Origin of the sequence: Streptomyces albospinus, assembly GCF_014648695.1 — a bacterium.
GTDB lineage: Bacteria > Actinomycetota > Actinomycetes > Streptomycetales > Streptomycetaceae > Streptomyces > Streptomyces albospinus.
Genome location: NZ_BMRP01000002.1, coordinates 7,008 through 19,370 on the forward strand (window position 1 = coordinate 7,008; position 12,363 = coordinate 19,370).

The 12,363-nt window shown below is 73.5% G+C and carries 13 protein-coding genes and 1 pseudogene; 6 read left to right on the top strand and 8 right to left on the bottom strand.

Annotated features, from left to right (window positions below; all coding sequences use genetic code 11):
• The first annotated feature begins 79 nt into the window (after positions 1-79).
• The 4 genes and pseudogenes from IEZ17_RS03445 to IEZ17_RS03455 all read left to right on the top strand — a co-directional run bounded on the left by IEZ17_RS03445 (position 80) and on the right by IEZ17_RS03455 (position 1,949).
• The gene (locus IEZ17_RS03445; protein ID WP_189296269.1) at positions 80-457 is read left to right on the top strand and encodes an MmcQ/YjbR family DNA-binding protein; all 378 of its coding nucleotides are present in this window, start codon (positions 80-82) and stop codon (positions 455-457) included.
• A 107-nt stretch (positions 458-564) separates the two neighbouring features.
• Positions 565-690 (top strand): annotated as a pseudogene (locus IEZ17_RS44345) (TetR family transcriptional regulator); the annotation flags it as partial.
• On the top strand, positions 691-1,113 hold the full coding sequence (locus IEZ17_RS03450; RefSeq protein WP_229851779.1) for an LmrA/YxaF family transcription factor: 423 nt from the start codon (positions 691-693) through the stop codon (positions 1,111-1,113). It begins immediately after the preceding pseudogene.
• The gene (locus tag IEZ17_RS03455) at positions 1,110-1,949 is read left to right on the top strand and encodes an MBL fold metallo-hydrolase (RefSeq protein ID WP_189296271.1); all 840 of its coding nucleotides are present in this window, start codon (positions 1,110-1,112) and stop codon (positions 1,947-1,949) included. Before IEZ17_RS03450 ends, IEZ17_RS03455 begins: the two co-directional genes overlap by 4 nt.
• Before the next feature lie 7 nt (positions 1,950-1,956).
• Here the strand turns inward: IEZ17_RS03455 and IEZ17_RS03460 are convergent, their stop codons facing one another.
• The 4 genes from IEZ17_RS03460 to IEZ17_RS03475 all read right to left on the bottom strand — a co-directional run bounded on the left by IEZ17_RS03460 (position 1,957) and on the right by IEZ17_RS03475 (position 6,870).
• Positions 1,957-2,634: a hypothetical protein gene (locus tag IEZ17_RS03460; protein WP_189296273.1), complete on the bottom strand. Its 678-nt coding sequence runs from the start codon at positions 2,632-2,634 to the stop codon at positions 1,957-1,959.
• A gap of 312 nt (positions 2,635-2,946) precedes the next feature.
• A complete protein-coding gene (locus tag IEZ17_RS03465) occupies positions 2,947-4,650 on the bottom strand; it encodes an AMP-binding protein (protein ID WP_229851782.1) in 1,704 nt (567 codons plus the stop codon).
• The gene (locus IEZ17_RS03470) at positions 4,647-4,835 is read right to left on the bottom strand and encodes a hypothetical protein (protein WP_189296276.1); all 189 of its coding nucleotides are present in this window, start codon (positions 4,833-4,835) and stop codon (positions 4,647-4,649) included. The genes IEZ17_RS03465 and IEZ17_RS03470 overlap by 4 nt, the downstream gene beginning before the upstream one ends.
• A 493-nt stretch (positions 4,836-5,328) precedes the next feature.
• The gene (locus IEZ17_RS03475) at positions 5,329-6,870 is read right to left on the bottom strand and encodes an AMP-binding protein (protein WP_189296278.1); all 1,542 of its coding nucleotides are present in this window, start codon (positions 6,868-6,870) and stop codon (positions 5,329-5,331) included.
• 206 nt (positions 6,871-7,076) lie between these two features.
• On the opposite strand from IEZ17_RS03475, the gene IEZ17_RS03480 reads away from it, so the two are divergent.
• Positions 7,077-7,994, top strand: coding sequence for a helix-turn-helix transcriptional regulator (locus IEZ17_RS03480; RefSeq protein ID WP_189296280.1), 918 nt, complete (start codon positions 7,077-7,079; stop codon positions 7,992-7,994).
• A gap of 47 nt (positions 7,995-8,041) precedes the next feature.
• On the opposite strand, the gene dmpI is transcribed toward IEZ17_RS03480, so the two are convergent.
• The gene (dmpI, locus tag IEZ17_RS03485; protein WP_189296282.1) at positions 8,042-8,224 is read right to left on the bottom strand and encodes a 4-oxalocrotonate tautomerase DmpI; all 183 of its coding nucleotides are present in this window, start codon (positions 8,222-8,224) and stop codon (positions 8,042-8,044) included.
• Between the two features lie 181 nt (positions 8,225-8,405).
• The gene (locus IEZ17_RS03490) at positions 8,406-9,329 is read right to left on the bottom strand and encodes a LysR family transcriptional regulator (protein ID WP_189296284.1); all 924 of its coding nucleotides are present in this window, start codon (positions 9,327-9,329) and stop codon (positions 8,406-8,408) included.
• A 101-nt stretch (positions 9,330-9,430) separates the two neighbouring features.
• On the opposite strand from IEZ17_RS03490, the gene IEZ17_RS03495 reads away from it, so the two are divergent.
• On the top strand, positions 9,431-9,991 hold the full coding sequence (locus IEZ17_RS03495) for a GNAT family N-acetyltransferase (protein ID WP_189296286.1): 561 nt from the start codon (positions 9,431-9,433) through the stop codon (positions 9,989-9,991).
• Between the two features lie 100 nt (positions 9,992-10,091).
• Here IEZ17_RS03495 and IEZ17_RS03500 read toward each other — a convergent pair whose 3' ends face one another.
• Together IEZ17_RS03500 and IEZ17_RS03505 are read right to left on the bottom strand one after the other, a co-directional pair.
• A complete protein-coding gene (locus IEZ17_RS03500) occupies positions 10,092-11,285 on the bottom strand; it encodes a winged helix DNA-binding domain-containing protein (RefSeq protein WP_189296287.1) in 1,194 nt (397 codons plus the stop codon).
• Positions 11,286-11,332: 47 nt separating this feature from the next.
• Entirely contained in the window at positions 11,333-12,313 is a 981-nt protein-coding gene (locus IEZ17_RS03505; protein WP_189296288.1) for a winged helix-turn-helix domain-containing protein, read from the bottom strand.
• Positions 12,314-12,363: the final 50 nt, after the last annotated feature.

Sequence of the window (12,363 nt, forward strand, 5' to 3'; positions counted from 1 at the left end):
CCACCGCGTTCCGCGCGCCCGTCGGACGGCCCGCGGCGTTCGAGCCGGGTCATGTCAAGGCCGCAGCCATAATGACCGCATGATCGATGCGAAAGCCCTCCGCTCCTTCTGCCTCGACTTCAACGGCGCGACCGAGGAATTCCCGTTCCCCCGGCACCCGGAGGTCTCGACGTTCAAGGTCGGCGGCAAGATCTTCGCGCTGACGACGCTGGACGCACGGCCGCTGACCGTCAGCCTGAAGTGCGACCCGGAACTGGCCGAGCGGCTGCGGGCGGCGCACCCGGAGGTGGTGCCCGGCTACCACCTCAACAAGCGCCACTGGAACACCGTTTCACTGACCGGCGGCCTTGCCGACCGGCTCGTCCGGGACATGATCGAGGACTCCTACGACCTCGTCGTCGCCTCGCTCCCCCGCGCCCAGCGGCTGCTGCTCGACTGGCCGGGCGAACGGCGCTGACCGACCGCGAACTCCGGTGGCCCGCCCACCCCTTGAACTCTCCAGACCGGTCGGTCCAGTGTCCTCGTATGGCGTCCTGATCCCGCGGAGAAACCCGTGCCCGGATCCTGCGCACCGCCGCCGATCTCTTCCGGCGGCAGGGCTACGGCGCGACCGGCCTCAACCAGGTACTGGCCGAAAGCGGCGCCCCCAAGGGCTCGCTCTACTTCCACTTCCCGCAGGGCAAGGAGCAGTTGGCGGCCGAGGCGATGGCACTGGCCGGCGCCGGGACGGGCGCGCGGATGGCCGAGGCGATGGCCGGCGCGCCCGGCCCGGCCGAGGCGTTCGCCGCCCTCGGCGCGCTGTTCGCCCGGATCCTGGAGGAGTCCGACTACCGCGACGGCTGCCCCGTCGCCACCGTCGCCCTGGAGGAGGCCGGCGACGCCGGGCCGATCCACGACGCCTGCCGGCAGACCTACGAACTCTGGCTGTCGGGACTCACCGAGCAGCTGTGCGCCTGGGGCCTTTCCGAGCCGGACGCCCGGGAGACCGCCGATCTGGCGATGTCCTCGTTGCAGGGCGCGCTGCTGCCACGGGTGCGCCGCGACACCGCCGCCGTCCACGCGGTCGCCCGCCGTATCGGCGCGATCGCCGCACAGAGAGCGAGCGCACCATGACCGCCACCACGGTCCACCACCTCAACTGCGGCTCGATGCTGATGATCGAGGCCACCTACGACGGCCCGCCGCCGCTGCACACCGTCTGCTACTGCCTGCTGGTGGAGACCCGGCGGGCCGGGCTGGTGCTGATCGAGACCGGCCTGGGCACCGACGACGTCCGCCGCCCGCTCGACTCCCTCGACGCGGAGTGGGTGGAGCTGTGCCGGCCCGAACTCCGCCCGGCGGAGTCGGCGTTGCGGCAGATCGAACGGCTCGGGTACCGCGCCGCGGACGTACGACACATCGCCCTGACCCACCTCGATGTGGACCACTGCGGCGGGCTGCCGGACTTCCCCGAGGCGCGGGTGCATCTGATGGCCGCCGAGCTGACGGCCGCACGCGAGCAGGCGCCCAGCCGCCGCTACCGGCCCGCGCACTGGGCGCACGGCCCGCGCTGGGAGACCTACGACACGGCGGGCGGCGCGGGAGACGCCTGGGCCGGGTTCGCCGGAGTGCGGCAACTGTCCGGCGTGTCGGCCGAGTTGCTGATCCTGCCGCTGGGCGGGCACAGCGCCGGGCATGCCGGGTTCGCGGTCCGGGACGGCGGCGGGTGGCTGCTGCACGCGGGGGACGCGTACTTCCACCACCGCGAGATCGCCGCGGATGCCCCGCAGCCGCATCCCCTGCTGGATCTGGTCCAGCTGGACGCCCGGGTGGACGAGGAGCTGCGGATCGCCGATCAGGAGCGACTGCGGGACATCGCGGCGCGCGGGACGGCCGGGGAACCGGTGACGGTCCTCAACGCGCATGACCCGTGGGACTACCTCCGGCTCGGCGGCGCCACCGCGCGCTGACGGGCCATCAGCCCCGCGGCGGCAGGACGGCGCGGATGCCGCCCTGGGCGGTGGCCGGGGCCACGGTGGCGTAGCGGCCGTCGACCGCACCGTTGCCGGCGTACTCGGCGGTGTAGCCGCCCATGAGCACATCGGCGCCGGAGCGCGGCTTGTCGGCGGTGCAGGACGCCCGCCCGGCGGCGTTGGTCCTGGCCACGCACAGCACCTTGCCGGTGGTGTCCTTGAAGGTGATGGTCGCGTTCCAGACGGCGTCCTCCGGGCCGGCGTTCCGGGCCCGGACCAGGGTGGCGTGCAGACCGATGACCTTCAGCGGCTTCGTCGACAGGGTGGCCTTCCCGGCGGTCAGCCGGGTCGCCATCTCCGGTACGGCGGCGGCCGGTTCGCACAGGCCCCGCGACCAGTCGAAGAGTCCGCCGGGGGCACAGGTCACGCGCCCCTGCTCGGCCGCCACGCGGTGGGTGACGGGATCGCAGCGGTAGAAGCCGGCGGCGCTGTCGGCGTCCACCACCGTCGGCGCCACGGTCGCCGCGTCGACGCCGCTCTCACAGCCGGCGGTGAGCACCTCTCGGGTGGGGCCGTCCGGGCTGCCGGGCTGGACGACATCGGCATAGGCGGGGGCGGCGAAGCTCCCCAGAGCGGCGGCCACGGCGGCGGCAGTGGTCGCCCAACGAGCAATACGGGTCATGGAATTCCCCTCTTGACCGGATTCCTGGCAGGATTTCCGGCCTGGTGGTCGGCCTGGCGTTTGGCCTGTTTCGCGGCCTGGCCCGCGGCCCGGTGCGGCCGAACGAGCCAGGTCAGGACCCTATCGGCCGCACCGCCCGGAACCGACGGCACCCCCGCCCCGCGCGCCGCGGGCCGGCCCGTGGCGCGGCAGGATGCCAACCCCCCGAACACCCTTCCGGGCGGCCCGTGTTGCCGCCCAAGACCGTCCGTACGCCCGAGCCGGCGCGGCCACGTCGCCCGCGGGCCGCGCCGGCCCCGCCCGGTCGGCCCGTCACGCCTTCCCGGCCCGGCCCAGCCTGCCCGCCTGCCGCGGGGGCCGGTCCGCCCGCTCCGGCCGCTCCGCCTTCCCCAGCCGCCGGGCCAGCTGCTCCCGGAGCTCGATCTTGCGGACCTTGCCGCTGACCGTCATGGGGAAGGCGTCGACGATCTCCAGATGGCGCGGCACCTTGAAGTGCGCGAGCCGGGAGCGGCAGTAGCGGGCCAACTCATCGCGGGTGAGCGGGTCTTCGGGGTCGCGGAGGATGACGCAGGCGGCGATCTCCTCGCCGTACTTCTCGTCCGGGACGCCGACGATCTGGACGTCGGCGATCTTGGGGTGGGAGTAGAGGAACTCCTCGATCTCCCGCGGGTAGACGTTCTCACCGCCCCTGATGATCATGTCCTTGATGCGGCCGACGATCCGCACGTACCCGTCGTCGTTCATCACCGCGAGATCGCCGGTGTGCATCCAGCGGGCCGGGTCGATGACCTCGGCGGTGCGCTGTGGCTCCTCCCAGTAGCCGAGCATCACGCTGTAGCCCCGGGTGCACAGTTCGCCCGGGGTGCCGCGCGGCACGGTCACCCCGCTCGCCGGGTCGACGACCTTGACCTCGATGTGCGGCAGCACCCGCCCGACGGTCGCGGTGCGGTGCTCCAGGTCGTCGTCCCGCCGGGTCTGGGTGGAGACCGGCGAGGTCTCGGTCATGCCGTAGCAGATGGACACCTCCGGCATGTGCATCTCGGTGAGCACCCGCTTCATCACCTCCTCCGGACACGGCGAGCCGGCCATGATGCCGGTGCGGAGGGAGGAGAGGTCGTAGTCGGCGAAGTCCGGGAGGTTCAGTTCGGCGATGAACATGGTGGGGACGCCGTAGAGCGCCGTGCAGCGCTCGTCCTGGACGGCCCGGAGGGTGGTGGCGGCGTCGAAGGCGGGCGCCGGGATGACGATGCAGCCCCCGTGCGAGGTGACGCCGAGGTTGCCCATCACCATGCCGAAGCAGTGGTAGAAGGGCACAGGCAGGCACACCCGGTCGTGCTCGGTGTACGCGATGGTCTCGGCGACCCAGTAGCCGTTGTTGAGGATGTTGTGGTGCGAGAGGGTGGCGCCCTTGGGGAAGCCGGTGGTGCCGGAGGTGTACTGGATGTTGACCGGGTCGTCGGCGGTCAGCGCCTTCTCGCACTCGGCGAGCCGGGTGTGCGGTACCGCGGCACCGGCGGCCAGCAGCCCGCCCCAGGTCGGGTCGCCGATGTACACCACATCGCGCAGCGCCGGGCATTCGGCCCGCACCTGCTCGATCATCCGCCGGTAGTCGCTCGCCTTGTGCGCGACGGCGGAGACCAGCACGCTGACCCCGGCCTGCTGGAGCACATACGCCAACTCGTGTACGCGGTAGGCCGGGTTGACGTTCACGAGGATCGCGCCGATGCGCGCGGCGGCGTACTGGACGAGAACCCACTCGGCGCAGTTGGGCGCCCAGATGCCCACCCGGTCGCCCTTGCCCACGCCCTTGGCGAGCAGCCCGAGCGCCACCTCGTCGACCGCCCGGCCCAGTTCCGCATACGTCCAGCGGCGGTCCCCGGCCACCTCCACCAGCGCCTCGCGCTCCCCGAAGCGGGCGATGGTGCGGGCCAGGTCGGCCCCGATGGTCCGGCCGAGCAGCGGACGGTCCGCCGCCCCGCTCGCGTACGACAGCTCGGTCTGCGGCTGACTGCTCATCGCTGGTTCTCCTTCCGGTACGCGGCGCCGCCGTGGCCCTGCGCACGGCCTGCGCGCAGGGCGGTACGGCGGATCTCGCCGGAGACGGTCTTCGGCAGGTCGGCGAATCCCCTGGCCTCAAGGGGCGGAAGCAGCATTCCGCCCTCCGGGGGTACCTCGTCCGACACATCCACCCATGCGGTCATCCACCACTCCCAGAAGCCCGACGTCGGCCATCGCTGCACTGCACCCGCAAGGCTGCCCACCGGAGAGGACGCGTCACTCCGGGAACATCCACCGCGCGCTCGTACAGCATGGCGTCCCCCGTGCCCGAAAGGCCCCTGACTCGCCCGCCCTTTCGCACCACGGAGGTCAGTTCGCCCCTGGCCGGCGCACCCTCCGCCGGCCGCCGGCCATCGGCCGCCCTCGGCACTCGGCCGTGCAACGGGCCGCGTTCCGGCGCCTGTTGAGGGGCAGGGCGCTCGCCGGGCCGCCCCGCCGTGCCCCGGCAGCGACCCGTCACCGGTACCAGGCGAGGCGCTCGGGCATCTCGGCCACAGCCGCTGCTCATCGGCGAAGGCCGCGGGATCGAGCGCGCGCAGCTCTTCGTTCACCTCCTCCACCACGGCTTCGGTGTCCTGGCTGATCCGCACCGAAGACGGCTGCCTTCTCCGTACGCGATACGGCGAACGCCATGCGCTAGTTGACCCCCCGTTCGAGCCCCGACCAGTACGGCCGGCGGAGCTTGAACTTCTGGATCTTGCCGGTGGCCGTGCGGGGGATGGAGTCGCGGAACTCCACGGATGTCGGGGCCTTGTAGCCGGCCATGCGCTGCTTGCAGTGCGCGATGATGTCGGACTCCTGGGCCGTCGCGCCCTCGGCGAGGACGACCAGGGCCTTGATCGTCTCGCCCCACTTCTCGTGCGGTACGCCGATGACGGCGACCTCGGCGACTGCCGGGTGGCTGAAGATCGCGTCCTCCACCTCGATCGACGAGACGTTCTCGCCGCCGGTGATGATCACGTCCTTCTTCCGGTCGGAGATCGTCAGATGGCCGTCGGCGGGGTCGAGGCTGCCGCCGTCACCGGTGTGGAACCAGCCGTCCTCCAACGCCTCCGCCGTCTCCTCGGGCTTCTCCCAGTACCCGTCCAGCACCGTGTTCGAGCGGGCCAGCACCTCGCCGGAGTCCGAGACCTTCAGCTTGACGCCGAGGGCGGGCAGGCCCGCGCGGGAGAGTTTGCGGGCGCGCTCCTCGGCGGGGAGGTGCGCGTCGGCGGGCCGGGTGCGGTTGAAGGTGAGCAGCGGCGAGGTCTCGGTCAGGCCGTAGAGCTGGGTGAACTCCCAGCCCAGTTCCTCCTCCACGCGCCGGATGGTCCGGGTCGGCGGCGGGGCGCCGGCGCAGATGAGCCGTACCCGGTCACGTCCCGGGATCCCGCCGTCCCAGTGCGCCGCCGCGTCCAGGACCAGGTTCCACACCGCGGGCGCGCCGCACATCATCGTGACGCCGTGCTCCTCGACGCGGCGGAGGATCTCGGTTCCGTCGACCTTGCGCAGCGCCACCTGCTTCACGCCGAGACCGGCCGTCACATACGGCATTCCCCAGCCGTTGCAGTGGAACATCGGCAGCGTGTGCAGGTAGACATCGCCCTCCCACACCCGTGTGTGCAGGCCGAAGACCATGCCGTTGACCCAGATGTTGCGGTGGGTCAGCTGCACGCCCTTGGGGCGGGCGGTGGTGCCCGAGGTGTAGTTGATCGTGGCGGTGGCGTCCTCGTCCGGGTGCGACCAGGGGCGCGGCTCGGCGCCGAACCGCATCACGTCGTGGTCGGTCTGCTCGCCGAGGACGAAGCGGTGGCGCGCCTTGACGCCGGAGAGCGCGTCGTCCAGGTCCGGGTCGACGAGGAGGACGGAGGAGCCGCTCTGCCGGACCACGTAGTCGACTTCGTCGGGCTTGAGGCGGAAGTTCACCGGAACGCAGATGCGGCCACTCATCGGTACCGCGAACAGCAGCTCCAGCATGCGTGCCGAATTGTGGCCGGCCACCGCCACCCGCTCGCCCTCGCCGACCCCGAGGGCGTCCAGTCCCGCCTGCCAGGCGCGGACGCGTTCGGCGAACCGCCCGTACGTCGACTCGGGCACCGGCGGGGCGGGCTGATGCGGCTCGTCGACCACGCCGGGGCCGTCCCGGAACCCCAGCTCGGCCCGGTCGAGGAAGTCCGCGATCGTCATCGGTGTCCGCATGTTCTCTCCTGTATCCGGAACAAACACATGTCACGGCCGAGCGGCGGAGAGGGAGCGGGAGCGGGGTGGTCGACGGGGATCGCCCTCCGTCCCGTGCCCCGGTCCCGTCGTTCGCGGTCCACCGTCCGCCGTCCGCACTGTCCTCATCATTGCCGCAACGCCTGCTGCCATCGTGTAATCAGTGGCGCAGGTCTCACCACCCCCTAATGGGGGGAAGCGGAGGTATCGGCGTGCGGCGCGAGTCGGGGGCGAGTGATTCCGTTGACGTGGCGGCGGCGCTGTCACAGCTGCGGCGGGCCAGCGGACTGCCGGTGGCGTTCGGCGGGTTGCCGGCCGGTACGGGCCGCTTCCGCATCGGCGAGCTGGCCGGTACGGCGACCACCGTGCTGCGCGGGTTGGACATCCTCCGGGGCAACGGGCTGGGTGGGAAGGCGGTGGCGCTGTGCCGGCCGTTCGCGGTGCACGACTACGAGGTCTCGCCGGTGATCAGCCATGAGTACGACGCGGCGGTGGCGGCCGAGGGCCTGCGCTCGGTGCTTGCGGTGCCGGTGGTCGTCCGGCGCCGGGTGCGCGGGGTGCTGTACGGGGCGCTGCGGCAGCCCGTCCGGCTCGGGGACCGGCCGTTGTCCGCCGCCATGGAGGCGGCGCGGGAACTGGAGCAGACGCTGCTGCTCCGGGAGGAGGCGGCCCGGCTGCTGGCGGCGGCCCGCCCCCGGGCTCGCGAAGAAGAGGGCGGCCCCCCGTCGGCCACCGCCGGTCCGGCGGTGTGGGAGGAGGTCCGCGAGGCGCACGGCGAACTGCGGGCGCTGGCCCGGCGGGTCACCGATCCGCTGCTCCGGCACGAGCTGCTGGCGGCCTGCGGGCGGCTCGCGGCGGCGGGGCGGCCCGGCGGGGACCGCGGGACCGGCGGCGGCGCACTCGGCGCGGGGCCGGTGCTGACGCCGCGGGAGGTGGATGTGCTGACCCAGGTCGCGGCCGGGGCGACCAACGCGCAGGCGGCGGAGTGGCTGGGGCTGCGCCCGGAGACGGTGAAGGGGTATCTGCGGTCGTGCATGCGGAAGTTGGGGGTGCACTCGCGGATGCAGGCGGTGGTGGCGGCCCGACGGGCGGGGGCGCTGCCGTAGGGGGACGGGGGCGCCGGCCCGTCCCCCTGCGCGGCGGCTGCCTGGGGCTACTTGTCGGCGGTGAGCTTCCCCGCCGCGCCCCAGCTGTCGGCCGGGTACTCCTGGATCCAGACCTGCACGGTCTCGGCGGGAATCCGGTACGCGTCCACGAACGCGTCGGTGATCTGCTTGACCAGCTCCCGCTTCAGCTCGACGCTGCGGGGACCCTGCTGAACGGTGACGATGGGCATGTCCGTACTCCTCAACTCGGTGGCGAGCGGCGGCCGTTGGGATATCCGTCGGGATACCGGCCGCCCCGGGTTCCGGGTGGCTCGCCGGGGTGACCCCAGTCCATCGCGAACGGGTCCGGTGACCAAGAAGCTGATCGCGCACGCAGCGATCGCGAATCGAGATCGGAAGCAACGCCGCAGGTCACGAGCCGGGGTCGGCGGTGGCGGCGCGGGTCGCGCAGGCCCGGAGCAGCGCTTCCAGCCCGGGTGGCGGGTCGGTGCGGCGGACCGCGAGATACGTGGTGAGCTCCATCCCGGGGTTGCGGAACGGTAGATACGCCACCCGGGGCGTGCTCAGCCGGCGGGCGTGCGCCTCGTAGACGACCGTCCACATGCCCTCGGCGGAGCCGCAGGCGCCGATCGCGGTCAAGGTGTCGTCCAGCGAACCGTACCTGGGGCCCGGCGGCGGTTCGAACCCGGCGGTGTGGCAGGCGGTGACGACCAGGTCGACCAGTGCCCGGTTGTTCCGGCGGTCGGTCAGCACCAGCGGTACGCCCGCGAGGTCGGCGAGCGCGATGGTGCCCGGCGAGGCGGCGAGCGGATGCCGGGCCGGGACGACCGCGACCAGCGGGTCCTGCCAGAGCGGGACGTAACGCAGCCCGTCCCGGCCGGCGTCGGCCGCCTCGCCGCGGAGGAACGCCGCGTCCAGCTCGCGGGCCGCGACCCGGTCGAGCCGCTCCTGGGTCCGGCCGGCGACCAGCTCCACGCCGATCTCCGGCGCGGTGCCGGCGAGCGCGTCGAGTACCCGGTCGAGATGGGCGCCCAGGCCCGTGCTCGTCCCCAGGCGGAGCGTGGTGGCGCGGGCCACGGCCAGTTCGGCGACGACGGCGCGGGCGCGCTCCTCGGCGGCGAGCAGCGCCCGCGCTTCCGGGAGGAACCGCTCGCCGGCCGCTGTGAGCCGCACCTGGCGCGCCGACCGGTCGAACAGCTCGGTCCGCAGCTCCCGTTCGAGCCGCCGGACCTGCTGGCTGACCGCCGACTGCACGATGTGCAGCCGGTCCGCGGCCCGCCCGAAATGCAGCTCCTGCGCGACCATGACGAAATACCGCACCTGCCGCAGCTCCACACCCGCCCCTCCCCGGCCCCCTGGGGCCTGTCCGTCCCAACCGCGCCGGCCGACGCTCAATTCCCTTGCCCGGCCGGCCGCGGCCCGGCCATCATGCCCGCATGATCGACACGACGGCGCTCGCCGAGAAACCGGTGCTGGCCGGTGACCGGATCCGGCTGGTCCCGCTGTCGGACCGGCATGCGACCGCCTTCCACGCCACGGTCCAGGACCTGGAGACCCGCCGGCTGACCGGCACCCACCAGGACTGGAGCCTTGCGGAGTTGCGCGCCTGGATCGCCGAGTGCGGTGCCCGCACGGACCGGTTGGACCTCGCCATCGAGGACCGGGCGACCGGCGGCTACCTGGGCGATCTCGCGCTCAACCGGATCGACCCGGCGAACGCCCACGGCAGCTTCCGGATCGCTCTGGCCCCCTCCGCCACCGGCCGCGGCATCGGCTCCGAGGCGATCCGGCTGTTCCTCGGCCACGCCTTCGAACGGGTCGGCCTGCACCGCGTGCAGCTGGAGGTCTTCGCCTACAACGACCGCGCCCGGCGCGCCTACGAGCGCTGCGGGTTCGTGCTGGAGGGCCGGCTGCGCGAGGCCCTGCACTGGGACGGCGAGTGGCACGACGTGCTGGTGATGGCGGCGCTGCGCCCGCAGCGGACGGGGGCTCGGTAGTCCTCCCCACTCGGCCGGAAGTGCCGTTCGCGGGGAGGGCGGCGTCCCGCGGCTCGATGACGACGTCGGCCGCACGGGCCCCGGGAGCCCGCCGGGCACGTCATCCCGTTGCCTGTGCGACCTGCCCGTAGCGGACGTCGTGCGCCGCGCCCGGTGCGGCCGTCCGCAGCACTCCGGCCGCCTCCTCCTCGACGGCGGTCCGCTCGGCGGCGGTCAGCGGGGCGAACGGCTCGACCACCAGCCGCGCCCGGTCATCCGCGGTCTCCACGCTCCACAGGCCCCGGACGCTTCCGTCGACCAGCAGCACCCGGTAGGCGACGTTGCGGCTCCACGTCCGTCCCTGGTAGGCGGGCGGGAGGAGGCGGGTACGGTCCGCGTGCGAGAGCAGGACGTTGTCGAACTCCGGGAGGAAGCGCACCGGCGCCTCGGTGTCCGGGTCCGGCAGCGGCGCGCCGGGCAGGTCGAACAGCTCCACCCCGTTCTCGTCCCGGAAGGTGCGCAGCCGCGGGTGGCGGGGGTCCCGGCCGGCCTCGGCCACGAGGGGTTCGACGATCTCCCGGAGCCGGGTCAGTCCGCTCCAGGTCTGCATGTCCTTGACGGACGCGGGCCCGAACGCGGCCAGGTAGCGGAGCAGTACGCCGGTGAGGGCGGCCCGTGGATCGCCGGGCTCGCACCGTTCCGCCGATGCCCCCGGCTCCCCCGCCGGGCGCTCCCCCAGCCACGCCGCAAGCGTCGTGTGCGCCGCCGGACCGCTGCGCCCCCACAGCCCCCGCGGGGTGACCTGCACCAGCGGCAGCAGCTGCCGGGCCGCCATGGACAGCGGCCACCGCTCGTGCTCCGGCCACTCCTCCTGCAACCGCTCCCCCAACTCCGCGAAGGTCAGCGGCCGTTCCTCCAGCAGCGCGCGGGCCGCATCGGTGAGCCGGGCCAGGTCGGCGCCGGCCAGCCGCTTGGCGAAGTTCCCGCGCAGGGTGCGCTCGTGCACCTGCCGGGTGAGCGCGCGCAGCACCCCGGCGTCCCGGGCGCTGACCAGATGGATCGTGGACCGCATCACCGGGATGCGGACCGCCCGGCGGCTCTCCAGCAGCCCGGACAGCTCCTCCGGCCGGAACCCGGCCAGCCGCGCGGCCAGCGCCTCGTACGGCGGCCGGGGCGCCTGCGCCTGCAACCCGACCAGCCGTTCCACCGCCTCCAGCGCACTCGACTCCACGCGCTTCAGGAGCAGTTGGCGTTCCAGGGTGGCCCGGCCGAGAGCGCGGGCGGAGAGTACGGGGGCCGTGCGGCGCTGCGTCATGGTGAGGAGAGTACGGGCCCTTGCGGACAGTTGCCGTCCGCAAGGGCTCAGGTGTCCTGGTCCCCCGCCAGCCGGTCCCCGTCCTCCGTGCGCCGGTAGACCACCCGTCGCCCCACCCGCGTCCCCACGACCAGGCCGGCGTCGCGCAGTACGGACAGATGGCCGCCGATGGTGCCGAGTGACTGGCCGAGGCGGGCGGCGAGTTCGGTGCTGGTGGCGGGGTGGGCGAGTTCGTGGAGGATGGTGGCGCGGCCGGCGCCGATGAGGCGTTCCAGGGCGCGGCGGGGGCGGGCCGGGGTGAGCGCGGTGGCCGCGCCGCCGGCCGGATAGACCTGGGCGTAGTGGCCCGGCGGGCCCTGGCAGAGCCAGGTGCCGGTGGACAGGCTGACCGGGACGAAGAACATGCCGTCGTCACCGATGACGCGCTCGGGGCCGGGGCGGTTGCTGAAGCGGATGGCGTCGGCGCCGACCCAGGTGCTGTGCCGGCTCATCTGTTCCAGGGCGCGGGGCCAGCCGTAGGCGGCGAGGAGTCCGGCCCGGTAGGCGACATCGCGTTCGAGGAGGGCACGGCGGCGGGGCCAGTCGGCGGCGATGTGTGCGGTCCACAGGGCCTGGAGGAGGTCGGCGGCGCGCGGGCCCCAGCCGTGTCCGCTGAGCCAGTCCAGGTCGTGGTGGTGCCAGCTGTGGGTGAGCGAGGGCTCCAGTTCGGCGCGGAAGGTGTCGTCCGATACGGCACGTACGGCGGCGAGTTCGCGGGTGAGGGTGGTGCGCATACCGTCCGGCGGCGGGACCGCGACGAAGCCGGGCAGCCACTTGGTCGAACTGATCAGTCCGGTCAGTCCCCGGGCGAACGGGTCGGCGTCGAGGGCGGCGGTGAAGGCCGGGAGGTGGCGGGCGCGCCAGGCGGCGAACCAGGGGTCGGGGTGGGGCCGGGCGAGGGCGATGGTCGTCCCGATCGTTTCGGCGAGGGGGGAGAGGGCGAAGCGGGAACGGGACAGGGCGAGCGGGCTCAGCCGCAGCGTGCTCATGCGCGACCTCCACCTCGGGGCACGGAGCCGGCTTTCTTTCGCCTGGTGCC